Origin of the sequence: Pseudomonas sp. 1928-m (assembly GCF_029269135.1) — a bacterium.
GTDB lineage: Bacteria > Pseudomonadota > Gammaproteobacteria > Pseudomonadales > Pseudomonadaceae > Aquipseudomonas.
Genome location: NZ_JARIXO010000001.1, coordinates 925,257 through 948,900 on the forward strand (window position 1 = coordinate 925,257; position 23,644 = coordinate 948,900).

18 protein-coding genes are annotated in these 23,644 nt (G+C 62.6%); 4 read left to right on the forward strand and 14 right to left on the reverse strand.

Annotation, left to right across the window (positions count from 1 at the left end; all coding sequences use genetic code 11):
* Positions 1-120 precede the first annotated feature (120 nt).
* From P3C18_RS04095 to P3C18_RS04160, 14 genes are all read right to left on the reverse strand, one after another.
* Positions 121-717: a MarC family protein gene (locus tag P3C18_RS04095; RefSeq protein WP_090249576.1), complete on the reverse strand. Its 597-nt coding sequence runs from the start codon at positions 715-717 to the stop codon at positions 121-123.
* 71 nt (positions 718-788) lie between these two features.
* Complete coding sequence (locus P3C18_RS04100; protein ID WP_275961577.1) at positions 789-3,521, reverse strand: hybrid sensor histidine kinase/response regulator; 2,733 nt, start codon at positions 3,519-3,521, stop codon at positions 789-791.
* 150 nt (positions 3,522-3,671) lie between these two features.
* The gene (purD, locus tag P3C18_RS04105) at positions 3,672-4,961 is read right to left on the reverse strand and encodes a phosphoribosylamine--glycine ligase (RefSeq protein ID WP_275960594.1); all 1,290 of its coding nucleotides are present in this window, start codon (positions 4,959-4,961) and stop codon (positions 3,672-3,674) included.
* Between the two features lie 176 nt (positions 4,962-5,137).
* Positions 5,138-6,745, reverse strand: a complete 1,608-nt coding sequence (gene purH, locus P3C18_RS04110) for a bifunctional phosphoribosylaminoimidazolecarboxamide formyltransferase/IMP cyclohydrolase (protein ID WP_275960595.1) — start codon at positions 6,743-6,745, stop codon at positions 5,138-5,140.
* An 89-nt stretch (positions 6,746-6,834) separates the two neighbouring features.
* Positions 6,835-7,155, reverse strand: coding sequence for a DNA-binding transcriptional regulator Fis (gene fis / locus P3C18_RS04115; protein ID WP_160013071.1), 321 nt, complete (start codon positions 7,153-7,155; stop codon positions 6,835-6,837).
* Positions 7,152-8,150 (reverse strand): tRNA dihydrouridine synthase DusB, encoded by a 999-nt coding sequence (gene dusB / locus P3C18_RS04120; RefSeq protein ID WP_275960596.1) that lies wholly within the window; start codon positions 8,148-8,150, stop codon positions 7,152-7,154. Before dusB ends, fis begins: the two co-directional genes overlap by 4 nt.
* A gap of 179 nt (positions 8,151-8,329) precedes the next feature.
* Entirely contained in the window at positions 8,330-9,673 is a 1,344-nt protein-coding gene (locus tag P3C18_RS04125) for a DUF3426 domain-containing protein (RefSeq protein WP_275960597.1), read from the reverse strand.
* A gap of 76 nt (positions 9,674-9,749) precedes the next feature.
* Positions 9,750-10,628, reverse strand: a complete 879-nt coding sequence (gene prmA, locus P3C18_RS04130) for a 50S ribosomal protein L11 methyltransferase (protein ID WP_275960598.1) — start codon at positions 10,626-10,628, stop codon at positions 9,750-9,752.
* A 263-nt stretch (positions 10,629-10,891) separates the two neighbouring features.
* A complete protein-coding gene (accC, locus tag P3C18_RS04135) occupies positions 10,892-12,241 on the reverse strand; it encodes an acetyl-CoA carboxylase biotin carboxylase subunit (protein ID WP_275960599.1) in 1,350 nt (449 codons plus the stop codon).
* Positions 12,242-12,258: 17 nt separating this feature from the next.
* Positions 12,259-12,720 (reverse strand): acetyl-CoA carboxylase biotin carboxyl carrier protein, encoded by a 462-nt coding sequence (gene accB / locus P3C18_RS04140; RefSeq protein WP_275960600.1) that lies wholly within the window; start codon positions 12,718-12,720, stop codon positions 12,259-12,261.
* Positions 12,721-12,742: 22 nt separating this feature from the next.
* Positions 12,743-13,192 carry a type II 3-dehydroquinate dehydratase gene (aroQ, locus tag P3C18_RS04145; protein ID WP_275960601.1) on the reverse strand — a complete coding sequence of 150 codons (450 nt, stop codon included), beginning with the start codon at positions 13,190-13,192 and terminating at the stop codon, positions 12,743-12,745.
* Between the two features lie 120 nt (positions 13,193-13,312).
* A complete protein-coding gene (gene dsbD / locus P3C18_RS04150) occupies positions 13,313-15,049 on the reverse strand; it encodes a protein-disulfide reductase DsbD (protein WP_275960602.1) in 1,737 nt (578 codons plus the stop codon).
* A gap of 127 nt (positions 15,050-15,176) precedes the next feature.
* Positions 15,177-17,132 (reverse strand): methyl-accepting chemotaxis protein, encoded by a 1,956-nt coding sequence (locus tag P3C18_RS04155; protein WP_275960603.1) that lies wholly within the window; start codon positions 17,130-17,132, stop codon positions 15,177-15,179.
* Positions 17,133-17,303: 171 nt separating this feature from the next.
* A complete protein-coding gene (locus tag P3C18_RS04160; protein ID WP_275960604.1) occupies positions 17,304-18,923 on the reverse strand; it encodes a PleD family two-component system response regulator in 1,620 nt (539 codons plus the stop codon).
* A 308-nt stretch (positions 18,924-19,231) separates the two neighbouring features.
* Between P3C18_RS04160 and P3C18_RS04165 the strand changes: the two genes are divergently transcribed.
* The 4 genes from P3C18_RS04165 to speA all read left to right on the forward strand — a co-directional run bounded on the left by P3C18_RS04165 (position 19,232) and on the right by speA (position 23,527).
* Positions 19,232-20,305: a DUF2333 family protein gene (locus P3C18_RS04165; protein WP_275960605.1), complete on the forward strand. Its 1,074-nt coding sequence runs from the start codon at positions 19,232-19,234 to the stop codon at positions 20,303-20,305.
* Positions 20,306-20,308: 3 nt separating this feature from the next.
* The gene (locus P3C18_RS04170; RefSeq protein WP_275960606.1) at positions 20,309-20,845 is read left to right on the forward strand and encodes an NUDIX hydrolase; all 537 of its coding nucleotides are present in this window, start codon (positions 20,309-20,311) and stop codon (positions 20,843-20,845) included.
* A 272-nt stretch (positions 20,846-21,117) separates the two neighbouring features.
* Positions 21,118-21,489, forward strand: a complete 372-nt coding sequence (locus tag P3C18_RS04175) for a translation initiation factor Sui1 (RefSeq protein WP_275961578.1) — start codon at positions 21,118-21,120, stop codon at positions 21,487-21,489.
* A gap of 124 nt (positions 21,490-21,613) precedes the next feature.
* Positions 21,614-23,527: an arginine decarboxylase gene (speA, locus tag P3C18_RS04180; RefSeq protein WP_170049405.1), complete on the forward strand. Its 1,914-nt coding sequence runs from the start codon at positions 21,614-21,616 to the stop codon at positions 23,525-23,527.
* Positions 23,528-23,644: the final 117 nt, after the last annotated feature.

The following is a 23,644-nucleotide window of genomic DNA, read 5'->3' on the forward strand; positions in this document are numbered from 1 at the left end:
AAGGTTGTGGGTATTACACGGGAGGGGCGTAGCCCGGATGGAATCCGGGAGCAGTCGTGCAAGCCGGAGCGGCCCCCGGATTTCATCCGGGCTACGCAGTTGCATCTAGCGAACTACGGGTCAGAGCGCGAGGTAGTTCTTCACCCCGGTAAAGATGATCTGCGCGGCCAAGGCGCAGACAAACAGGCCCATCAGACGGCTGACGATCTGCAGACCCTGATCGCCGAGCAGGCGCTCGAACTGGTTGGACATATACAGCACCACGCCCACCGTCAGGCTGGCCAGGGCGATGCCCAGCACGGCCACGGCCTTGTCGCCCCAGTCCGGCTGGCTGGCGCCCATCAGCAGCAGCGCACCGATGGTGCCGGGGCCGACGGTGAGCGGAATGGTCAGCGGCACGATGGTCACGTCCTGCTGCACGTTGTCGCTCTGCACCGCCGACTTACCCTGGGCCATGCCGAGGGCCGAGATAAACAGCACGCTGCCGGCGCCGATGCGGAAGGCGTCGATGGTGATGCCGAACAGGGTGAAGATGTGTTTGCCGAACAGGTACAGCAGCACGCTGGCGATCAGCACGCCGAGGGCGACTTTCCAGGCCAGGCGCTTGCGCTCCTTGACGGTGTAGCCACGGCTCAGGCCGATAAAGCACGACAGCACGAAGAACGGGCTATAGAGCACCAGCAGTTTCAAATACAGGCTGAACAGCGCGGACGCCATGGAAAGGACTCGTCTCGATAAAGAAGGGTGGCAGGGTAAGCGTGTAGCGGGTGCCGGGCAATCAACCCTGCTCAGGAAGGCAGGGCGTCGCGTTGGCGGCGGATTTCCCGTTCGGCAACCCAGTGTTCGATCAGCTCGCGCAGTTGCGACATCTCCACCGGTTTGGACATATGCCCGTCCATGCCGACCTGGCGTGCGCGCTCCTTGTGCTCATTGAGGATATGCGCGGTAAGCGCCACCACCGGGGTGCGTGCGCGCTGTTCGGCGGCTTCCCAGGCGCGCAGCTGCTCGGTAGCGGAGAAACCGTCGAGCACCGGCATTTCGCAGTCCATTAGCACCAGATCGTACTGCTGCGCCTTCATCGCGCTAAGGGCCTCTTCGCCGTTGCTGGCGGTGTCGGGCTGCAGGTTGAGCTTGCCGAGCATGCCGCGGATCACCTTGGTGGAGATGGTGTTGTCCTCGGCCACCAGGATGCGGAAGTCATTGGGCACGTTCAGCGGTGCGCTGACCGGCGTCGGGCTGAACATCGGCGAATCGCCCTTGCCGCGCTGCGCCAGCTCATCGGCCAGGGTGGTTTTCAGGGTGTAGCCGGCCACCGGCTTGGCCAGGATGCGTTTGATCCCGGCGTTGCGCGCGATGATCTTGCTCGGCGCATTGCTGATGCCGGTGAGCATGATCACCAGAATGTCGTGGTTGAGGTTGGCGTCTTCCTTGATCCGCGCGGCCAGCTGCATGCCGGTCATGCCGGGCATATCCTGATCGAGCAGCACGGCATCGAAGTATTCACGCAGATGCGCCTTGGTGCGCAGCAGGGCCATGGCCTCTTTACCCGACGGCACCGCGCTAACCTGCATGCCCCAGGCGCTGCACTGCTGCACCAGGACCTTGCGACAGGTGTCGTTATCGTCCACCACCAGCAGGCGCGCGCCCTGCAGCGAGGCGTCGAGGTCGGCGGTGGGCTGCTCCAGGCGGGTGGCGTCCAGCGGCAGGGTCAGCCACAGGGTCGAGCCCTGGCTGCCGCCGCTCTGGATGCCGAACTCGCCTTCCATCAGACGCACCAGCTGGCGGGCGATGATCAGGCCGAGGCGGCCGCCGAGTTTGGTCGCGGCGAGGAAGTCCTTGCTGTGCAGTTCGGCATTCAGCAGCGCGTCGCGCTCGCTGGCGTCCAGCGGTTTGCCGCTGTCCTGTACGGCAATGCGCAGGCGCGGTTGTTCGGTATTGGTGTCGAGGGCCACGACCAGAAGGATTTCGCCTTCGTCGGTCTGTTTGAAGGCGTTGTCCAGCAGGCTCAGCAGGGTTTGGCGCAGGCGTGTAGGGTCGCCGCTGATTACCCGTGGCACTTGCGGCTGCATAAAGCTGATCAGCTCGACCTTCTGCTGCTCGGCCTTGGCGCGGAAGATGTCCAGGCAGTCTTCGATCAGCGCATTGAGGTCAAACTGCACGTCATCCAGCTCGATCTGCCCGGACTCCAGCTTGGAGATATCGAGGATTTCGTTAATCAGGGTAAGCAGCTCGTTGCCCGAGCTGTGGATGGTTTGCACGTAGTCGCGCTGCTTGGCCGACAGCGGGGTGCCGAGCAGCAGTTCGGTCATGCCCAGCACGCCGTTCATCGGGGTGCGGATTTCGTGGCTGATCTTGGCGAGAAATTCCGCCTTAGCTTTTAGTTCGGCGGAGCTGGCGGCGAGGGCGCGGCTGGTGCTGAAGTGGTCCTGCATGATGCGTCGCTGTCGCTCGCTCAGCGCCATGCTGAGGATAAAACCGCTGACCGCAGTGACGGCGAGCAGGCCGTAGGCCATCCATTCACTCTGCACCGCCCAGTAGCCGAAGAGGATCGGCAGGGCACAGATAAAGGCTGCGCAGAACAGCAGCACGGCCAGGCTGAACAGCCGCGCCGGCTGATAGCCATGCCGCCAATGGCTCAGCGCCACCAGCAGAATGCTCAGGCCGGCGACGGCGTTAAGCAGATAGACCAGTTGATTGAACTGCAGATTGGTCGCCACCAGCAGGGCCACGCAGACCAGGCTGATCACCACCACTTCACCGGTGAGCAGATGGTTCAGTGGTGTGCTCGGGCAGACCTTGTGGAAGAAGCTGGCGGTAAAGCACAGGGCGCAGAGCGCGGCCAGCAGCATCGCCAGGTTGGCGATCTGCGGCTGCAGGCTTTGCCATTCGCTAAGCCAGGGCGTGCTGATCCCCAGCAGGCTGACCACCGCGATCAGCTGGCAGACCTGGGTGGCCGCCAGCCACAGGCCGCTGACGGCGCGGGTGTAGGCAAAGCGCACGAGGTTATAGGCCACCAGCATGCCCAGGCAGCCGAGCAGCAGGCCGAACAGCAGCGGGCGGTCGTCATCGGCGACCATGGCCTGCGCGCTTTGCAGGCTGATGCTGGGGCGCAGCGAGTGTTCCGAGGCTAGACGCAGGTAGATATCCAGCGGCTGTTCGGCTTTTGGCAGTGGCAGGAGGAAATCGCGGCTGGCCAGGGGCCGGCTGGAAAACGGCAGGTTGCTGCCGGTGTGAGCCTGCTCGATCAGCGTATCGCCTTGCAGCACGTACAGGTCGAGGTAGGCCAGGTAGGGCGCGAATACCCGCAGCATCTGCGCATCGGTGTTGGCCGGCATGCGGTGATGCAGCCACAGCGCGCTGTTGCCGCCGGGGGTGTAGAGCTGGGTGAGATCGGTGGGGCGGAACTGTGCCTGGCGCTCGGGGCTGCTTACATCATTGAATTGCAGCTCGGCGGTCGGGTCGGTGAGGCTTGACCAGGATGCCTGACCCCCTGCCTGAGCTGACGCTACGGTGAGCGCCATCAGCAGCGTGCTGAGTAGCAGGTAGGTGGCAATCCTCAGCCGGCGCACAGTGAAGTCCCTTCAGAAATAAGTGGTCGGATTATAGCCAAGCTGTTCGCGAGGGAAATATGACAAAGGTGGCCAATTGGCCACCTTTGTCGTTAATTACCTTCACTTTTCCCCGCGTTCGCGGGCAATGGCGCGGTAACCGATATCGTTGCGGTAGAAACTGCCGTTCCAGCGGATCTTCTCGGCCAGGCGATAAGCCTGCTGCTGGGCTTCCTCAACGGTGCGACCGATAGCGGTGGCGCAGAGTACGCGGCCGCCGGCGGTGACGATCTGACCGTCCTTCAGCGCAGTGCCGGCATGGAATACTTTACCTTCCAGCTGTGCGGCAGCATCCAGACCCTCGATCACATCGCCCTTGGCGTAGTCGGCCGGGTAGCCGCCGGCAGCGATTACCACGCCGACGGTCGGGCGCGGGTCCCAGGTGGCTTCGACCTTGTCCAGCGCCTTGGCCAGTGCAGCTTCGACCAGCAGCACCAGGGAAGATTCCAGGCGGCACATGATCGGCTGGGTTTCCGGGTCGCCGAAGCGGCAGTTGAATTCGATAACCTTCGGCTTGCCGGCCTTGTCGATCATCAGCCCAGCGTAGAGGAAACCGGTGTAGACGTTGCCTTCGCTGGCCATGCCGCGCACGGTCGGATAGATCACTTCGTCCATCACCCGCTGGTGCACCTCGGCAGTGACCACCGGAGCCGGCGAGTAAGCGCCCATGCCGCCGGTGTTGGGGCCGGTATCGGCGTCGCCGACGCGCTTGTGATCCTGGCTGGTGGCCATCGGCAGCACGTTCTCACCGTCGACCATGACGATGAACGAAGCCTCTTCGCCATCCAGAAACTCTTCAATGACCACACGCGAACCGGCGTCACCGAACGCGTTGCCAGCGAGCATATCGCGCACGGCGTCTTCGGCTTCCTGCAGGGTCATGGCGACGATCACACCTTTACCGGCGGCCAGGCCATCGGCTTTGATCACGATCGGTGCACCGACTTTTTGCAGGTAGGCCAGGGCCGGCTCGACTTCGGTGAAGTTCTGGTAATCGGCGGTAGGAATCGCGTGGCGGGCGAGGAAATCCTTGGTAAAAGCCTTGGAGCCTTCCAGCTGCGCAGCGGCGGCGGTGGGGCCGAAGATGTCCAGCTTGCGCGAACGGAACAGATCAACCACGCCTTTAACCAGCGGCGCTTCCGGGCCGACGATGGTCAGCTGCACGTTCTGCTCGGCAAAATCAGCCAGCTGCTCGATGGCCAGCACGTCGATGGCGACGTTCTCGCACTTGGGCTCGACGGCGGTGCCGGCGTTACCGGGGGCGACGAAGACTTTGTTGACGCGCTTATCTTGCGCCACTTTCCAGGCCAGGGCGTGTTCACGACCGCCGCTGCCGATGATCAATACGTTCATGGGGTTCTCCTGAGCGTAGCCCGGATGCAATCCGGGGCTTTTAAATGGGGCGCTCCCGGATTTCATCCGGGCTACGTTGCTGAAATCGTGTTGCGATGGGTATCGCCTACGGCTCCACCCATCCTACGAATCTGCGCTGCCCGTAGGATGGGTGGAGCGCTGCGATACCCATCAAATCAATGACGGAAATGACGCATACCGGTAAATACCATGGCGATGCTCGCTTCGTCGGCGGCGGCAATCACTTCCGCATCGCGCATCGAGCCACCCGGCTGAATCACGGCGGTAATGCCATTGGCGGCAGCGTTGTCCAGGCCGTCGCGGAACGGGAAGAAGGCGTCGGAGGCCATCACCGAGCCGGCAACCTGCAGGCCGGCGTGCTCAGCCTTGATCGCGGCGATGCGCGCGGAGTTGACGCGGCTCATCTGGCCGGCGCCGACACCGATGGTCTGGCGGCCCTTGGCATAGACGATGGCGTTGGATTTAACGAACTTGGCCACTTTCCAGGCGAAGATCAGGTCGTGGATTTCCTGCTCGCTCGGGGCGCGCTGGGTGACGATTTTCAGGTCTTCTGCCTTGATCATGCCGATGTCGCGGCTTTGCACCAGCAGGCCGCCATTGACGCGCTTGAAGTCCCAGCCGGCGCTGCGCTCGGCTGGCCACTCGCCGCATTCCAGCAGGCGCACGTTGGCTTTGGCGGCGACGATGGCGCGGGCTTCGGCGCTGATTTTCGGCGCAATGATCACTTCGACGAACTGGCGCTCGACGATGGCCTGGGCGGTGGCGCCGTCCAGTTCACGGTTGAAGGCGATGATGCCGCCGAAGGCCGATTCGGTGTCGGTGGCGTAGGCCAGCTCATAGGCCTGGCGGATGCCGCCTTCGCTGTCCAGGGCCACGGCCACGCCGCACGGGTTGGCGTGCTTGACGATCACGCAGGCCGGCTTGACGAAGCTCTTCACGCACTCCAGCGCCGCGTCGGTATCGGCCACGTTGTTGAACGACAGCTCTTTGCCCTGCAGCTGGATGGCAGTGGCGACGCTGGCTTCACCCTTTTGCGCTTCTACGTAGAACGCCGCGCTCTGGTGCGGGTTCTCGCCGTAGCGCATTTCCTGGGCCTTGATGAACTGGCTGTTGAAGGTGCGCGGGAAGGCGCCGCGCTCTTCGGTGCTGAGGGTGTCGCGGCTCTGCTCGATGGTGCCCAGGTAGTTGGCGATCATGCCGTCGTAGGCAGCGGTGTGCTCGAACGCTTTCAGCGCCAGGTCGAAGCGCTGGGCGTAGCTCAGGCCACCGGCTTTCAGCGACTCAAGGATGCCGGCGTAGTCGCCAGCGTTGACCACGATGGCCACGTCTTTGTGGTTCTTCGCCGCAGAACGGACCATGGTCGGGCCGCCGATGTCGATGTTTTCGATGGCGTCGGCCAGGTCACAACCTGGCTTGGCCACGGTGGCGGCGAAGGGGTAGAGATTGACCGCGACCAGGTCGATTGGCTTGATGCCGTGCTCGTCCATTACCGCGCCGTCGATGGCGCGACGGCCGAGGATGCCGCCGTGGATCTTCGGGTGCAAGGTCTTGACGCGACCGTCCATCATTTCCGGGAAGCCGGTGTAGTCGGCCACTTCCACAGCAGCGATGCCGTTGTCCTTGAGCAGCTTGTAAGTGCCGCCGGTGGAGAGGATTTCCACATTCAGGGCGACGAGCTCGCGGGCAAACTCGAGGATGCCGGTCTTGTCGGAAACACTGATCAAGGCACGGCGAACGGGGAGGCGGGTGGTCTGGTCGGTCATTTCAGAATCCATCAGAGCAGAAGTATTGGCAAAGGCGTTATCAGCAAAAAAGGCGGCTCATGTGGGCCGCCCTTTTCGGGAGTTCGGGGTTACAGCAGGTCGTATTGCTTGAGCTTCTTGCGCAGGGTGCCGCGATTCAGGCCGAGCAGCTCGGAGGCCTTGGTCTGGTTGCCCTTGACGTAGTTCATCACGGTTTCCAGCAGTGGCGCTTCCACTTCGGTGAGCACCAGGTTGTACACGTCACTGACGTCGGCGCCCTCAAGATGGGCGAAATAATTGTGCAGGGCTTTCTCAACGCTGCCGCGCAGGGTTTGCCCCTCTTCGCTTGGCGTATTGAGATGCTGCTTCAAACTGCTGTTGTCACTCACGGGAGCCATTCCACTCTCTAAGGTCTCAGTCAACATCGTCATGCGGCCACCCCTTCTCCATTGTTATGACGTTCGCTGAAAAACTCGCGAACGTTGGTGCACTGCGCGTCCGTACTGTCCAGACGATTGAATTGGGCGCGGAACTCCCTGGCGCCCGGCAAGGTTGCGAGATACCAACTGACATGCTTGCGGGCAATCCGTACGCCCATTACATCGCCGTAGAAGGCGTGCAGTGCAGCCAGATGTTCAAGCAGAATGCGTTCCACTTCGAGCAGGCTGGGTGCCGGGAGTTGTTCACCGGTACGCAGGTAATGCTCGATCTCACGGAATATCCACGGCCGGCCCTGAGCCGCGCGGCCGATCAGCAGGCCATCGGCGCCGGTGGCGGCCAATACGGCCTTGGCCTTCTGCGGCGAATCGATATCGCCATTGGCCAGCACCGGAATCGACACCGCCTGCTTGATCGCGGCAATGGTGTCGTACTCGGCTTCGCCCATATACAGGTCGGCGCGGGTGCGGCCGTGCACGGCCAGCGCGACAATGCCGCTGTCTTCAGCGATCTTCGCCACGGCAATGCCGTTCTTGTTGGCGCGATCCCAGCCGGTGCGGATCTTCAGGGTCACCGGCACATCCACGGCGGCGACCACGGCCTGAAGAATCTCGCGAACTAATATTTCGTCTTTCAACAGGGCAGAGCCGGCGGCCTTGTTGCAGACCTTCTTGGCCGGGCAGCCCATGTTGATGTCGATGATCTGCGCGCCCATTTCCACGTTGCGCCGCGCCGCTTCGGCGAGCATCTCGGGATCACCACCGGCGATCTGTACCGAGCGTGGCTCGGGATCACCGCTGTGGATCATGCGCAGGCTCGACTTGCGGGTGTTCCACAGGCGCACATCGCTGGTGACCATTTCCGACACCACCAGACCCGCACCCATACGCTTGCACAGCTGGCGAAACGGCTGGTCAGTGACGCCCGCCATCGGGGCGAGGATCAGCGAATTTGGCAATGTATAGGGGCCGATGCGTAGCGCCGACATAGGGCTTCCCTGCTCAAGAGACCTGCTGTTGAACAAATAGGAGAGTGCGAAAAAGGGTGGGCATGATACCCGCTCTGGATGACCGGAGAAAGGCTGTTTTGAACAAATTCTGAACAGCTCTGGGCTTATCGCGAAGGGTTTGGTTGCGGCGGATTCTCAAGCAATCCGCTGCGTGCAGCCTATTCCGGCGAGTGGAAGCTCAGGCTGTAGTTCACCGCCTGGGTGCCTGGGTCGAGGATGTCCAGGGAGATGTGAATAGGCGTCTGCGGCGGCATTTCCGCGTTGCCGGCCAGCTCGCCAGCGAGGTATTCGCTGGGCTTGAAACGGCGGCTGGCGAGCAGTTGGCCGTTGATGTCGGCAAAGCGCATTTCCAGCAGCGGGAAGGGTTGCGAGAACGCCGCGCGGTTGTAGAGGATGGCGTCAACCACCAGCGCGCCGCTGAATTCCGGGTGGCTGCGCACCACCAGGTTGCTGCTCTTGACCTGGGTAATATCGACCTTGGATGGCAGCTGGCAGCCGACCGCCGGGCACAGTTGCTCGAACCAGGGGCGGTACTGATCCTGGCGGGCCAATTCATTGAAGTGATACATCACGTACTGCCCGGCAAGCGCGGCAGCACCGAGAAAATTCAGCAGGCCCCAGCCAATCCAGCGGCCCCAGGGTTTCTTCGGCTGTTGCCAGTCCAGTTGCAACGGCTCGTCATCCAACTCGAACAGGTGCTCGTCACGCAGTTCGGGCTCGCTGCGCGCGGCCTTCTTCGGCGCCGCTACGGCGGGTTCGTCATCAACCGGACTGTCTGCCAGTGCGCCAAAGGGCTCGCGCTCGGCATGCAGCTCAATGTGCTCGATTTCCGGCTCAGGGTGGCGGCGGTCAAGGGCGTTGAGGCCGAGCGGCGGCTCGTCATCGGGCTCGCTGATCGGTGCTGGCACTGCGGGTGCCGGCGGCGGAGTCGGCCGAGCAGGTGGTGGCAGCGGCTGAGGTTTGGCGCTCAGGCTGGCGGCTGGCTTGTTCAGCTCATCCTGCAGCAGGGCTTCGGCCCAGCGCTCGTCGTGCGGGTCGTGCTCTATCGGTTCAGGGGTCAGAAAGCTTTCGCTGTATTTCGGTGCGCTATCAATCGCCAGAAACTGCTTGGACAGCTGCTGCTCCTGGGCTTCGAGCTTGGCCAGCTCTTCATCCAGATCAAGGCTGTCGAGGTCCAGGTCGTCATGAATCCACAGCGTGTCGCTAGCTTTGCTGCTGGCGGGCGCCGCCGGTGTTGCGGGGGCGGCGCTGGGCATAACCGGGCGTGGCGCGGGCGGCACGGGTGGTTTGCTCGGCTGTGGAGTCGCTGTTGGCGTTGGCGCAGCTACTGGCGTCGCTGGGCCGGGCAGTTGCTGGCCCTGTTCACGCAGCTGTTGCGCGGCATTGAACACATGCAGGCAGGCTCCGCAGCGCACGGCACCATGGGCGGCACCCAGCTGCGTAAGGTTCACGCGAAAGCTGGTGCGGCAATGGGGGCACTGGGTGACGAAGCTCTGGGTCATGCGGCGATCCGGCTAAACGAGGCGGCTAGTCTAACGCAAGTGCTTGGCAATGCAGCAGCTGCGCGCGCTGGGGCAGTTAGCGGCGTACGCCGCTAATACGCACCCAGCCGTCTTTATCGGCGGTCGGGTCGAGGATAAAGGCGTCGTTATAAGCGGCGCGCACCTCTTCGGCCTGCTCGGCAAGGATGCCCGACAGCGCCAGGCGCCCGCCGGGCTTGACCAGGCTGGTGATCTGCGGCGCCAGCGCCACCAGGGGGCCGGCGAGGATATTGGCGACCACCACGTCGGCTGGCTGTTGCGGCATGTCGTCTGGCAGGTAGAGCGGGAAGCGCGCCGGGTCGATGTTGTTGCGTCCGGCGTTATCGCGCGAGGCCTCGATGGCCTGGATGTCGATGTCGGTGCCGACTGCTTGCGGTGCGCCGAGCAGCAGGGCGGCAATTGCCAGGATGCCCGAGCCGCAACCGAAGTCGATCACGCTGCAATCCTGCAGGTGCTGACCGTCTAGCCATTCCAGGCACAGTGCGGTGGTCGGGTGGGTGCCGGTGCCGAAGGCCAGGCCCGGGTCTAGCAGCAGATTGACCGCATCTGGCTCCGGTGCGGCGTGCCAGCTCGGCACGATCCACAGGCGCTGGCCGAAACGCATCGGCTGGAAACCGTCCATCCAGCTGCGCTCCCAGTCCTGATCGGCGATCACTTCGGCCTGATGCTCGGGCAGCTCAGTGCCAGTCAGCAGCTGCAGGTGCGCGAACACTGCATTGGCGTCGGTATCGGCTTCGAACAGGGCGAGCAGGTGGGTGTGCGACCACAGCGGTGTGGTGCCCAGGTCCGGCTCGAAAATTGGCTGGTCTTCGGCATCCATAAAGGTCACCGATACGGCGCCGACTTCCAGTAACGCATCTTCGTAGGTTTCCGCCTGCTCTGGGGTGATGGCGAGACGGACTTGTAACCAGGGCATGGCAAACCTCGTGAGCGTTGTGGCGGGATGGCGCAAATTGGCGCGCAGCTTACTTGATGCCTGGGGTTGCCTGCCACCGCCGGCAGGCCGGAAACGACAAGGGCCGCCGAATGGCAGCCCTTGTCGAAAATTTGAAGAATGACCTCGCGAGCTAGAGCGAGACAAGGAAAAAACAGCCGAGGAAGCGGAGTTTACGTCTGTAAATGAGCATTCCGAGGCTGTTTTTGACGCAGTATCGCCGACGCGCAGCAGGTCATTGCGGTTTAGTGCTTATCCATACCCAGTTTCTTTTCCAGATAATGGATATTCACGCCGCCTTTGCAGAAGCCTTTGTCACGGACCAGATCGCGGTGCAGGGGCACGTTGGTCTTGATGCCGTCGACCACGATCTCGTCCAGGGCGTTGCGCATGCGGGCCATGGCCTCGTCGCGGGTGGCGCCGTAGGTGATGATCTTGCCGATCAGCGAGTCGTAGTGCGGTGGTACGGTGTAGCCGCTGTACAGGTGCGAGTCCATCCGTACGCCGTTACCGCCTGGCGCGTGGAAGTGCTTGACCTTGCCGGGGCAGGGCATGAAGTTGTCCGGGTCTTCGGCGTTGATCCGGCATTCCAGCGAGTGGCCGCGAATCACCACGTCACTCTGCTTGAACGACAGCTTGTTGCCGGCGGCGATGCTGAGCATCTCCTTGACGATGTCGATGCCGGTGACCATTTCCGAAACCGGATGCTCAACCTGTACGCGGGTGTTCATCTCGATAAAGTAGAAATGCCCATCTTCGTAGAGGAACTCGAAGGTGCCGGCGCCGCGATAACCGATCTCGATGCAGGCATCGACGCAGCGTTGCAGCACTTCGGCGCGGGCTTTTTCATCGATGCCCGGAGCCGGCGCTTCTTCCAGTACCTTCTGGTGGCGGCGCTGCAGCGAGCAGTCACGGTCACCCAGGTGGATGGCGTTGCCCTGGCCGTCGGAGAGTACCTGGACTTCCACATGGCGTGGGTTGCCGAGGAATTTCTCCAAATAGACCATCGGGTTGCCGAACACCGAGCCGGCTTCGCTGCGGGTCAGCTTGGCCGATTTGATCAGGTCTTCTTCCTTGTACACCACGCGCATGCCGCGACCACCACCGCCGCCAGCGGCCTTGATGATCACCGGGTAACCGACTTCGCGAGCAATCTGCAGGGCAGTTTCCTCGTCTTCCGGCAGTGGGCCGTCAGAGCCAGGAACCACCGGTACGCCGGCGCGCTTCATGGCGTCCTTGGCCGACACCTTGTCGCCCATCAGGCGAATGGTCTCGGCTTTCGGGCCGATAAAGGCGAAGCCGGAGTTTTCCACCTGTTCGGCGAAATCAGCGTTTTCCGCCAGGAAGCCGTAGCCAGGGTGGATAGCCGTGGCGCCGGTGACTTCAGCTGCGCTGATGATCGCCGGAATATTCAAATAGGACAGCGCGCCAGAGGCTGGGCCGATGCACACCGACTCGTCGGCCAGGCCCAGGTGCATCAGTTCGCGGTCAGCGGTGGAGTGCACCGCGACGGTTTTGATGCCGAGCTCTTTACAGGCGCGCAAGACGCGCAGGGCGATCTCGCCGCGGTTGGCGATCAGAACTTTTTCCAACATCGCTGGCTCTCCGTGGATCAAACGATGGTGAACAGAGGCTGGTCGTATTCCACCGGCTGACCGTTCTCGCCCAGGATGGATTCGATCACGCCGCTGGTTTCGGCCTCGATGTGGTTCATCATCTTCATCGCTTCAACGATGCAGAGAATGTCGCCTTTCTTCACGCTCTGGCCGACTTCTACGAAGTTGGCTGACGTTGGGCCGGATGCGCGGTAGAAGGTGCCGACCATCGGCGAGCGCACCACGGTGCCATTCAGCTTGGCGGCAGCCGGGGCTGCTGCTTCAGTGGCGACCGGTGCTGCAGCAACCGGAGCAGCTGCAGGCGCAGGCGCCTGAGCGTACATCGGCTGTTGCATAAAGGCCGGCTGCTTGCTGTGACGGCTGATCCGCACGGACTCTTCGCCTTCGCGAATCTCCAGCTCGTCGATACCGGATTCTTCCAGCAGCTCGATCAGTTTTTTGACTTTACGAATATCCATAGTGGTTCAACTCCCGGTGAGGTCAGGGGCGCTTAAGTTCAAGTTGTTCGAGTGCAGCCTCCAGGGCCAGTCGATAACCGCTGGCGCCAAGGCCGCAGATCACTCCCACCGCGACATCTGAAAAGTAGGAGTGATGGCGGAAAGCTTCGCGTTTGTGCACGTTGGACAAATGCACTTCGATGAATGGGATGCTCACCGCCAGCAATGCGTCACGTAATGCGACGCTGGTGTGAGTAAAAGCGGCAGGATTGATCAGGATAAAGTCGACACCTTCGCCTTTTGCGGCGTGAATACGGTCAATCATCTCGTACTCGGCATTGCTCTGCAGGTACAGCAGATGGTGGCCTGCCTCACGCGCGCGGCGCTCCAGGTCGAGGTTGATCTGCTCCAGGGTGACGGCGCCGTAAACCCCTGGCTCGCGGGTGCCGAGCAAGTTGAGGTTGGGGCCGTGCAGTACCAATAAGGTCGCCATGATCCTTAATCCTTGTTTTTCTACTGGGCAGGACTATGCCGCGACAGCGCAGGGCTGTCCAGTTCTCAGCAATAGTCGACACGATGACCGCAGATTGCGGCAAATATATGACTCGGGGTGTTAAAAACGTTCCCGCGCCGTGCTCAGGCGCGCAGCAAAGGTCGCCGCATCCACCTCACCTACGACACGCAGATCCAGCCATTCGTCACCCTTGGCGTCGAATAGCAGAATGGCCGGCGGGCCGAACAGCTGGTAGCGGTCGAGCAGGGCGCGCTGGGCGGGGTTGCTTTCGGTGATGTCGAAGCGCACCAGTTGGTAGTCGCCGAGCTGGCGGCCGACTTCTGGGGCGTTGAGCACTTCACGCTCGATCACCTTGCAGCTGATGCACCAGTCGGCGTACCAGTCGAGCAGCAGCGGCTTGCCGTTGTTCTGTGCGGCAAGCAAGGCGGCATCCAGTTCGGCGGGGGTGCTGATAGTTTGCCATTGGCCAGCTTGTACCTGAGTGGCTTCGGCGCTGCTGACCATGCGGCCAAGCGGTCGTAGCGGGTCATCCTGGCCTTGCAGTGCGCCGACCCAGGCCACCAAGGCGTAGACAAGCAGGGGCAGGCCGAGCAGTTGCGCGAGTTTCTGGTGATGGGTTTTCGGCGTGAGTTCCAGCGCCCCGAGCCACAATGCGATGCCGGCGGCCAGCAGGCCCCAGAGCGCCAGGCTGACTGGGCCGGGTACGACGCGCTCAAGCAGCCAGATCGCCACGGCCATCAGCAATGCGCCGAACAGATTGCGCACCGTGAGCATCCAGGGGCCGGATTTCGGCAGCAGAGCACCGCCACCGACGGCAAACAGCACCAGCGGCGCGCCCATGCCGAGGCCCAGGGCCAGCAACTTAAGGCCGCCGCCGAGGGCGTCGCCGCTGGCGCTGATATACAGCAGCGCGCCGGCCAATGGTGCGGATACACAGGGTGAAACCAGTACGCTGGACAGTACGCCAAGCGCCGCTGCACTAAAAATCGTGCCGCCGTGCAGACGTTGGCTCAGGCGCTGTAATCGGCCGTCGATTGCTGCCGGCAGGCGCAGCTCGAGAAAGCCCAGGCTGGCTGCGCCGAACAGGGCGAAGAAGATCGCGAACGGCACCAGCACCCAGGGCGATTGCAGGCGTGCCTGCAGGTTGAGTTCTGCACCGAAAAGGCCCATCAGCGCGCCGAGGATGGCAAAGCTGAGGGCCATCGGCAGCACGTAGGCCAGCGACAGCACTAGGCTGCGCATGCCGCCGGGTTGGCCGCGCAACACCACGCCGGTGAGGATCGGCAGCATCGGCAGCACGCACGGGGTGAAGGTCAGTGCCAGGCCGCCAAGGAAGAACAGCGCCAGGTCGGTCCAGTTCCACCTCGTCGGTTTATCGCCAATTGCCAGAATTTCGGTTTCCGGCGGATAGCACAGACCTTTGTCTGCACAGCCCTGATAGCTGACGTGCAGGCTAAAAGGGTGGTTAAACGGGTTGTTGACCGGCACCTCGACATCCAGCACCTCGTAATACACCTCGACATCGCCGAAGTACTCGTCGTGCTTGGCCTTTCCTGGAGGAAGTAGCGGCTGTCCTAGGCTGACACCCTCGCTGCTGCTGGTGAAACCAAAGCGGTGCTTATAGAGGTAATAACCCTCAGCAACGACAAAACGCAGCTTCACAGACTCGCTGGAGCTGCTGATCAGGCTCAGCTTGAACGCCTCGCGTACCGGCAGGAAGTCCGCGCTGTTGTTCAGCGGCGCGCCGAATTGCGCAGGGGCGGGCGGCTTATCGAGCAGGCCGGCGCTGGCCGGCAGTACGACCAGAAGCAGAAGCAGGCTGAGTAGACGGTGCATGGCAGGCTCATGATGCGGGAATCGCCGCATCATAGCGGAGGCCGGCGGCTCAGGGCACGGCTCAGGCTGTAAGCGGTCTTGTCTACGGGCTGGATGGTGCGCGACAGATTGCCGCGCCCACCGCCGGTTAAACCCTGAACGCCTGCACGGCGGTATGCAGTTGACCGCCGAGTTGCAGCAGCTGTTCGCCCTGGTTGCGGCCCTCGCCGATGCGCTGCAGGTTGTCGCCGCCAAGTTGATGGATGCGCTCGCTATGCCCGCGAATCTCGCTGACCGCGCCGCTCTGCTGCGCGGTGGCATCGGCGATGCGCTCGGCCATGCTGGCGATGGTGCGGATTGCCGCGACGATTTCATCCAGCGCGCCATCGGCGGCCTCGGCCTGGCTGGCGGTGGTTTCGGCGTGCTCGACCTGAGTGCGCATGGCCTGTACCGATTGCAGTGCGGCCTGTTGCAGGCGGCCGATCAGTTCCTGAATCTGTGCGGTGGCGCCGCTGGTGCGTTGCGACAGCGAGCGCACTTCATCGGCGACCACGGCAAAGCCACGGCCCATCTCGCCGGCCCGCGCTGCTTCGATGGCGGCATTCAGGGCGAGCAGGTTGGTTTGCTCGGCGATGCCGCGAATCACCGTCAGCACATTGCCAATGGTCGCGGTTTCTTCAGCCAGGCGCTCGATGGCCTGGGCGTTGCCCTGCACTTCATCAACCAGCGAGTGCAGGCCGGTCAGGCTGTGGCCGATCACTTGCTGGCCCTGTTCCAGGGCGCGGTTGGCATCGCGGCTGGCGTCTGCGGCCTGGCTGGCGTCGCCGGCCACTTGCTGAATAGTCGATTGCAACTCGCCGAGGGCATCGCGAATCTGCGCAGTGTCGCCGGCCTGGCGTTCGGCGCCGCTGTGCAGGCCGCCGCTAAGGTCGGCCAGGGTGCGGCTGGAGCCAACCACCTGTTCGGCATGCCGGCGAATGGTGCCGACCAGATCGACCAGATAGGCGCGCAGGCGGTTTAGCGACTCTTCGATATCGCGCAGTTCGCGGGTGCGTGAGTTGAGGTGGATGTCACTGGCGAAGTCGCCGGCGGCCCATGCCGACAGGGCTGGTACCAGGCGCTCAAGCACACGGGTGAGGCGGCGCTGGATAGTGTCGATGATCAACGCGATCAACAGAATCAGGCCGATCATCAGACCGAGGATCAGCTGCACTTCGCCCTGGATACGCCCGTGTTCGGCGCGCACCAAGGGTTCCAGCGCGGCCAGCGCCTGCTGCACCTGATTGATCTGCGTGCGCGTGCTGTTGGCCAGGGTGCTGCGTTGTTCGATCAGGCTGCGGGTGCGTTGCAGCTCGGCCGGGTAGCGGCTGATCAGGTTGGCCAGGTCGCGTTTGAGGGCAATGCCACGGTCTTCGGCCTGGCTGCTCTCGCTGCTGGCATCCAGCCCCAGCAGGTCGGCAAACGAGTCGCTGGACGACTGGCTGGCGTCGGCTACGCCGAGCAGCGGCAAATCGCCAAGCGCCTGCGCCTGTTTGCTCAGGGCTGCCAGTTCGCGCTCAACCTCGCTGGCCAGCTCACTACGGCCGCTGCGCACCAGCTTGTCGCGGGCATGGGCCAGGCGGGTGAGGTGGCGCGCCGCGATAAGCAGTGGGCGGCGATAGTTGTCGGCGGCGCCGCTGTCGGCGTACTGCGCGAGTTGCTCAAGGGTGCCATCTATTTCCCGTTCGGCCTGCAAAAGCAGACCCTGCGGGTCACCCGATAGTTTGCCAGCGGCCAGTAGCTCGTTGGCGCTAAAGGCTTTGAGTTCGGCGAGGCTGGGGCGCAGGTTGGCCGCCAATTGCGTGGGCAGTTCAGCCATGGCCTGTTCGAGGCTGTCCAGCGATTGCAGGGCGGCGCTGTGGCGCAGGGCGTCGCCGCTTTCCAAATAGGCGCTGATGTTCTGCGCGGCTTCGCCCTGGAATTGCTGGGACAGGCTCAGATAGCGCGCCATCAGCAGATAAGGGCGTTCCAGGGCGCGTTGCGACCACCAGAGGGTAACGGCCAGGGCCACGCAAACGGTGACCAGCAGCAGGGTATTGAGGTTGGTAAGGGATTTAAGGCGCATAAGGCTCGACCGACTACGAACGGTTCCGGCCGCCGACGGATGCGTCAGGGCGGCAGCTAAGCCTCAGAATTTATTGCTTTTTCGTGACCGTAATATGACTGCGCCGACTGCGTCACAGTTTTCTGCCGAATGGTTGGCAGTGGCGATGGCTCAAGTGCACCAGGGCGAGCCTCACTCGCCCTGGTAGATCGCCACCTGGTTGCGCCCGCCGTGCTTGGCCACATACAGGGCCTGGTCGGCCTGTTGCGAGAGCAGTTTGCCGTCCAGTTGCGGCGCCAGTTGGGCGATGCCGCAGCTGAAGGTGCAGGACAGGTCATGGGGCTGCGCCGAATATTGGATTTCGGCGAAACGCTGGCGGATTTCGTCGAGCACTCGGCGCGCCGACTCGGCGTCGGTGTCGGGCATCACCACGGCAAACTCTTCACCGCCGTAACGGCCGATATGGTCGCTCTTGCGCAGGCGCTGCTTGAGAAACAGCGCCAGGCTCTTGATCACCCGGTCGCCCATGGGGTGGCCGTAGGTGTCGTTGACCTTCTTGAAGAAGTCGATGTCGATCATCGCAAAGCTCAGCGGCTGGCCGTCGCGCTCGGCGCGAAAGCGTGCGTCTTCGAGCAATTGCAGGGTGTGGGTGTGGTTGTACAGCCCGGTCAGGCTGTCACGCACCATGCGCGCCTTGAGGCTGCGCGCGCGGGCAGCGCGGTTGCGCACGGTGGCGATCAGATGACGTGGCTTGATCGGTTTGGTGAGGAAGTCGTCACCGCCTTCGCTCATGGCGTCGAGCTGCTTGTCCAGGTCGTCTTCGGCGGACAGGTAGATAATCGGCACGCTGACATAGCGGTCATTGTGGCGGATCACCTGGGCCAGTTCCGGGCCGTTGCACTCTGGCATGTACATGTCGAGGATGATCAGGTCCGGCTGAAAATCGGCCAGATGGCTCATGGCCTGGATCGGCTCGATCAGGGTGCGGGTGACGATGCCGGCGCTGTTGAGCACGCGCTCGGTGTGCGTGGCCTGGGCCCGCGAATCGTCAATGATCAGCACCTTGTAAGGCTCGTACTGCGAGACGTTGGTCAGCACTTCGATGCGCTCGAACAGGTTCGAGGCATCCAGGCTACCGGTGAAGAACTCCTGGCCACCGGCGCGCACGGCTGACAGGCGGGTCATGGTGTCGGTGTCTTCAGGGCTGAAGAACAGCAGCGGAATCTGGTGCTCCAGGCCTTCCTGCACACTTTTCGCCAGGAGCAGGCCGCAACCTGGGCCGGAGAAGTCGACTTCCATCAGAATCGCCGCCGGGTGGCGCTCGCGCATGGCGTTGCGAAACGCATTGGCGCTGTCCAGAGCAATGGCGTTCATGCCGAAGAATTCCAGGCGCTGCACCAGCTGTTCGGCGCGCTCCAGATGCTGCAGCGCCAGGTACACCGGTTTGCGCAGCGGCGGCAGCACGGTTTGCTCAAAACGGTCGCCGTGGCGCAGGCCGGTGCGTGACAGGCGCTGCAGCAGTTGGTTGAGCTGGCTGATCAGTTCGCTATTGAGGCGGCCACGGTTGTCGGCCACCAGTTGCAGGCAGCTGTCGATTTCCTGGGCCAGCTGGCTGTGCTCGGCCTGATCGAAGCGCTCGGCATAGCGCTGTAGCAATTCCGTTGCCTCGCGCAGTTCACCCATGCCGGCTTCGTTCCACTCACTGCGCTGCAGGCGCTGCCAGACTTCCAATACCTGGCGCGCCTGATTGATCACGCGCTGGGCGAAGTGCTGCTTGAGGCGGTCGCGGCTGGGGTCTTCTTGCTCGATCATGGCCCGGTTTCGATTGGCGCAGCGCAGGGCTGCGGATGATGGCTTAGTGCTAGCAATGCTAACACTCGTTTGAAATATTGCGAGTGCCGTCGATCTATTGGCGTCGGCCTTCTGTCTATGGCATCACAGATACGTAATCGGCTTAACCGGCGCTAAGTTTGCCGTTCGCCGCTGCGCAGTCGGTCGCGCTTCCCTTATAGTGCAAGGCAGTTGCGCAACCCTGCTTGAGGGTTGTGGTCGAACCAACAGTCACCGGGTTGTGCAGTCCGGTCGCGAGCTTGCTACTTGGGTAACAAAAGGACATTGCCATGCTGGATTGGAAGAATCGAACTGCCGAAACGCGTGATAGCGCGGCAGGTGCCGCCACCGCCTCACAGAGTAAATCGACGGGAAGCCTGGCCGTCCGTACGGCTGCTGGTCTGCTCGGGCTTTACTTGGTTGTGGCGCTGGTGGTCGGTTGGTACTGGAGTCAGGAACCGGCGCAATTCTCCGTGCAGCAGCGCGCCGAGGCGGCTTCCCAGGCGCGCGGACACAAGCTGGTGAATGGTTACACCACTGCGGAAACCCTCAAGCAAGTGGCCAACACCTTGCTCGACAAACCGGGCGGTTACCTGTCCAACGACCTCGCGCCGCCGGGCCTGTGGCTCGACAATATGCCGAGCTGGGAGTTTGGCGTGCTGGTGCAGGTGCGTGACATGTCCCGCGCGCTGCGCAAGGACTTCACCCGCTCGCAGTCGCAATCCACTGAAGACCCTGACTTGGCTAAAGCTGAGCCGCGCTTTCACTTCGACAACAAAAGCTGGGCGCTGCCGGCCTCCGAGGCCGAATACGCCGAAGGCATCAAGTCCTTGGATCGCTACCTGGCTCGTCTTGCCGATCCGAGTCAGTCCAATGCGCAGTTCTATACCCGCGCCGATAACCTGAACAACTGGCTGGGCGATGCCGCCACGCGCCTGGGTTCACTGTCGCAGCGCCTGTCGGCGAGTGTTGGCCAGGTGCGCTTGAATACTGCAGTGGTCGACCCCGCGCTGGCCGAGAGCGTGGCCCAGGTCGACTTTATCGAAGGCGTGAACTACGAGACGCCATGGCTGCAGATCGACAACGTGTTCTATGAAGCCCGTGGCCAGGCCTGGGCGCTGGCCCATTTGCTGCGCGCCATCGAGGTGGATTTCGCCGATGTGCTGGCGAAGAAGAACGCCACTGTCAGCGTGCGCCAGATCATTCGTGAGCTGGAGGCCGCGCAGGAGCCGCTGTGGAGCCCGATGATCCTCAACGGCAGCGGTTATGGCCTGCTGGCCAACCACTCGCTGGTGATGGCCAACTACATCTCGCGCGCCAATGCCGGGCTGATCGACCTGCGCCAACTGCTGTCGCAGGGTTAAGCGGTGGCCTGGTCCGAAGCCGAGGTGGCGCACCGCGCCGCCTCCGATGCTGAGCGCATCGCCTGGGTCGACGAGGAAGATCGTCTGCTCGGCGGTGTGTTGCGCAGCGAGCTGCGCGCGCGGCATCTGCTTGGGCGCGGCACCTATATTCTGCTGTTCAACAGCGCCGGTCTGCTCTGTGTGCACCGCCGCACCCTGAGCAAGGCGCTGTATCCCGGTTACTGGGATGTGGCGGCCGGCGGCATGGTGCTGGAAGGCGAGAGCTATGCCGAGTCCGCGGCGCGCGAGCTGGCTGAAGAATTGGGCATAGAGGATGCGCAGTTGGTTGAGCATGCGCATTTCCTCTACGACGCACCAGAAAGCCGCCTGTGGTGCATGGCCTATTCGGCGGTGTCCGATGCGCCGCTGCGCTTGCAGCCGGAGGAGGTGTTGGAAGCGCGCTTTATCTCCATCGACGAAGCACTGGCCGAGACTCAGCACCTGCCCTATTGCCCCGACTCGTTGGCCGCCTTGCAGCGCTATCTGGCAGCCACTCGCTAGGCCCTCAATAACGGCCAAACCCCGCGTCAGCCCTGGCTTTGTGCAGGATATGCAGGCGTTTTGTGCGGCATCCTGAACAACGTCGCTAATCCGCCGATTAATGGCGCATTTTTACACTTAGCAGCTGCGTTTTTTGCCGTTACACTGCGCCGCCTTCAAGCCCTGGCCGTGTATCGCCAGGGTGCGCTGCCCCTGCCAGAGTGGGGCTTTGCGGTCGACACGCCAAACAGGTGTCGACCAGTCGCTATCCTGACCCCTTCGAGGACAAACCGGTGGTCAAGAAAGCTTCCTCATTTGCCGCGCTCAGCGGCCTGGTGTATTCCACCGACAGCGGCCGGCATTGCCCGGACTGCAGCCAGCCGGTGGACGCCTGCATCTGCAAACAGACCCTGATCCCCGAAGGTGATGGCATCGCCCGCGTGCGCCGTGAGACCAAAGGTCGCGGCGGCAAGACGGTGACCACCATCAGCGGTGTGCCATTGGCCGAAGAGCCGCTCAAGGATCTGGTCAGCGCCTTGAAGAAACGCTGCGGCTGCGGTGGTTCGCTCAAGGATGGGGTGATCGAGATTCAGGGCGACCACGTCGAGCTGCTGATTGCCGAGCTGATCAAGCATGGTTTTAAAGCCAAGAAGTCCGGCGGCTGATCCCGTCTTTTCTAAACTTACTCAGCGGGCCACCGGTCACAGCTGAGTAATCGTCATTTCCAGACTTTAATCTGTACGGGTCTTGGCTGTGCCAAGGCCACTATCGCCAGCAAGGGAGACATCGATGTCTGCACGACGCACACGTAAAGATGACGGCAGCCAGTGGACCGTAGCGGACAGCCGCAGCGTCTATGGCATTCGCCATTGGGGCGCGGGTTATTTCGCGATCAATGACAAGGGCCGTGTCGAGGTGCGCCCGAATGGTCCGCAAAGCACGCCGATTGACCTCTACGAGCAGATTGATGAGCTGCGTTCCAGCGGCCTGTCGCTGCCGCTGCTGGTGCGCTTTCCGGACATCCTGCAAGACCGCGTACGCCAGCTGACCGGCGCCTTTGACGCGAATATCGCGCGCCTGGAATACCAGAGCCCGTACACCGCGCTGTATCCGATCAAGGTCAACCAGCAGGAAGCGGTGGTGGAAAACATCATCGCCACGCAGAACGTCTCCATCGGCCTGGAAGCTGGCTCCAAGCCGGAGCTGATGGCGGTGTTGGCGTTGGCGCCGAAGGGCGGCACCATCGTCTGCAACGGCTACAAAGACCGCGAATTTATCAAGCTGGCCCTGATGGGGCAGAAGCTCGGTCACAACGTGTTTATCGTGATCGAGAAAGAGTCCGAAGTGCAGCTGGTGATCGACGAAGCGGCCGAGCTCAAGGTCGCGCCGCAGATCGGCCTACGCGTGCGTCTGTCGTCTCTGGCATCAAGCAAGTGGGCTGACACCGGCGGTGAGAAGTCCAAGTTCGGCTTGTCGGCGGCGCAGCTGCTATCTGTGGTCGAGCGCTTCCGCGCGGCCAAGCTGGACCAGGGCATCCGCCTGCTGCACTTCCATATGGGCTCGCAGATCGCCAACCTGTCCGACTACCAGCACGGCTTCAAGGAAGCCATCCGCTATTACGGCGAGCTGCGTGGGTTGGGCCTGCCGGTCGACCATATCGACGTCGGCGGCGGCCTGGGTGTGGATTACGACGGCACCCACTCGCGCAATGCCAGCTCGATCAACTACGACATGGACGACTACGCCGGTGTCGTGGTCGGTATGCTCAAAGAGTTCTGCGATGCCCAGGAACTGCCGCATCCGCATATCTTCTCGGAAAGCGGCCGCTCGCTGACCGCGCACCATGCCATGCTGGTGGTGCAGGTTACCGATGTGGAAAAACACAACGACGAGATCCCCAAGATCGAAGACGTCACCAGCCTGCCGGAAACCGTGCGTTACCTGGTCGAGCTGCTCGGTCCGACCGATATCGAAATGGTCACCGAGACCTACTGGCGCGCCACCCACTATATGAGCGATGTGGCCACTCAGTATGCTGATGGCAAACTCAGCCTGACCGAAAAAGCCCTGGCCGAGCAGTGCTACTTCGCCGTGTGCCGCCGCCTGCACAATTCGCTGAAAGCCCGTCAGCGTTCGCACCGTCAGGTGCTGGATGAGCTCAACGACAAGCTGGCCGACAAGTACATCTGCAACTTCTCGGTGTTCCAGAGCCTGCCGGACACCTGGGCCATCGGCCAGGTGCTGCCGATTCTGCCGCTCAACCGTCTCGACGAAGAGCCGCTGCGCCGCGCCGTGCTGCAGGACCTGACCTGCGACTCCGACGGCAAGATCCGCCAATACGTCGACGAGCAGAGCATCGAGACCAGCCTGCCGGTGCACGAAGTGCGCGAGGGTGAGGACTACTTGCTGGGTATCTTCCTGGTCGGTGCCTATCAAGAAATCTTGGGCGATATGCACAACCTGTTCGGCGACACCGACTCGGTGAATATCTACCAGAACGCCGACGGCAGCGTGTACCACGCCGGTATCGAGACCCACGACACCATTGAGGACATGCTGCGCTACGTGCACCTGTCGCCGGAGGAGTTGATGAACCACTACCGCGACAAGGTCGCCAGCGCCAAGATCAGCCCGCGCGAACGCACCCAGTTCCTCGATGCGCTGCGTTTGGGGTTGACCCGTTCGTCTTATTTGTCGTCTTGATCGGTCAGGCGTTGTGCCCGTAGCCCGGATGTAATCCGGGAAAGGTTTTGACGGCAATACAGCGTCCCGGATTGCATCCGGGCTACCTTGGAATAGCAAAAGGCCCCGCACTGCGGG

Coding starts and splice junctions, on each gene's coding strand:
- P3C18_RS04095 (WP_090249576.1), bottom strand. CDS start 717: ATGGCGTCCGCGCTGTTCAGCCTGTATTTGAAACTGCTGGTGCTCTAT.
- P3C18_RS04100 (WP_275961577.1), bottom strand. CDS start 3,521: ATGGCGCTCACCGTAGCGTCAGCTCAGGCAGGGGGTCAGGCATCCTGG.
- purD (WP_275960594.1), bottom strand. CDS start 4,961: ATGAACGTATTGATCATCGGCAGCGGCGGTCGTGAACACGCCCTGGCC.
- purH (WP_275960595.1), bottom strand. CDS start 6,745: ATGACCGACCAGACCACCCGCCTCCCCGTTCGCCGTGCCTTGATCAGT.
- fis (WP_160013071.1), bottom strand. CDS start 7,155: ATGACGATGTTGACTGAGACCTTAGAGAGTGGAATGGCTCCCGTGAGT.
- dusB (WP_275960596.1), bottom strand. CDS start 8,150: ATGTCGGCGCTACGCATCGGCCCCTATACATTGCCAAATTCGCTGATC.
- P3C18_RS04125 (WP_275960597.1), bottom strand. CDS start 9,673: ATGACCCAGAGCTTCGTCACCCAGTGCCCCCATTGCCGCACCAGCTTT.
- prmA (WP_275960598.1), bottom strand. CDS start 10,628: ATGCCCTGGTTACAAGTCCGTCTCGCCATCACCCCAGAGCAGGCGGAA.
- accC (WP_275960599.1), bottom strand. CDS start 12,241: ATGTTGGAAAAAGTTCTGATCGCCAACCGCGGCGAGATCGCCCTGCGC.
- accB (WP_275960600.1), bottom strand. CDS start 12,720: ATGGATATTCGTAAAGTCAAAAAACTGATCGAGCTGCTGGAAGAATCC.
- aroQ (WP_275960601.1), bottom strand. CDS start 13,192: ATGGCGACCTTATTGGTACTGCACGGCCCCAACCTCAACTTGCTCGGC.
- dsbD (WP_275960602.1), bottom strand. CDS start 15,049: ATGCACCGTCTACTCAGCCTGCTTCTGCTTCTGGTCGTACTGCCGGCC.
- P3C18_RS04155 (WP_275960603.1), bottom strand. CDS start 17,132: ATGCGCCTTAAATCCCTTACCAACCTCAATACCCTGCTGCTGGTCACC.
- P3C18_RS04160 (WP_275960604.1), bottom strand. CDS start 18,923: ATGATCGAGCAAGAAGACCCCAGCCGCGACCGCCTCAAGCAGCACTTC.
- P3C18_RS04165 (WP_275960605.1), top strand. CDS start 19,232: ATGCTGGATTGGAAGAATCGAACTGCCGAAACGCGTGATAGCGCGGCA.
- speA (WP_170049405.1), top strand. CDS start 21,614: ATGTCTGCACGACGCACACGTAAAGATGACGGCAGCCAGTGGACCGTA.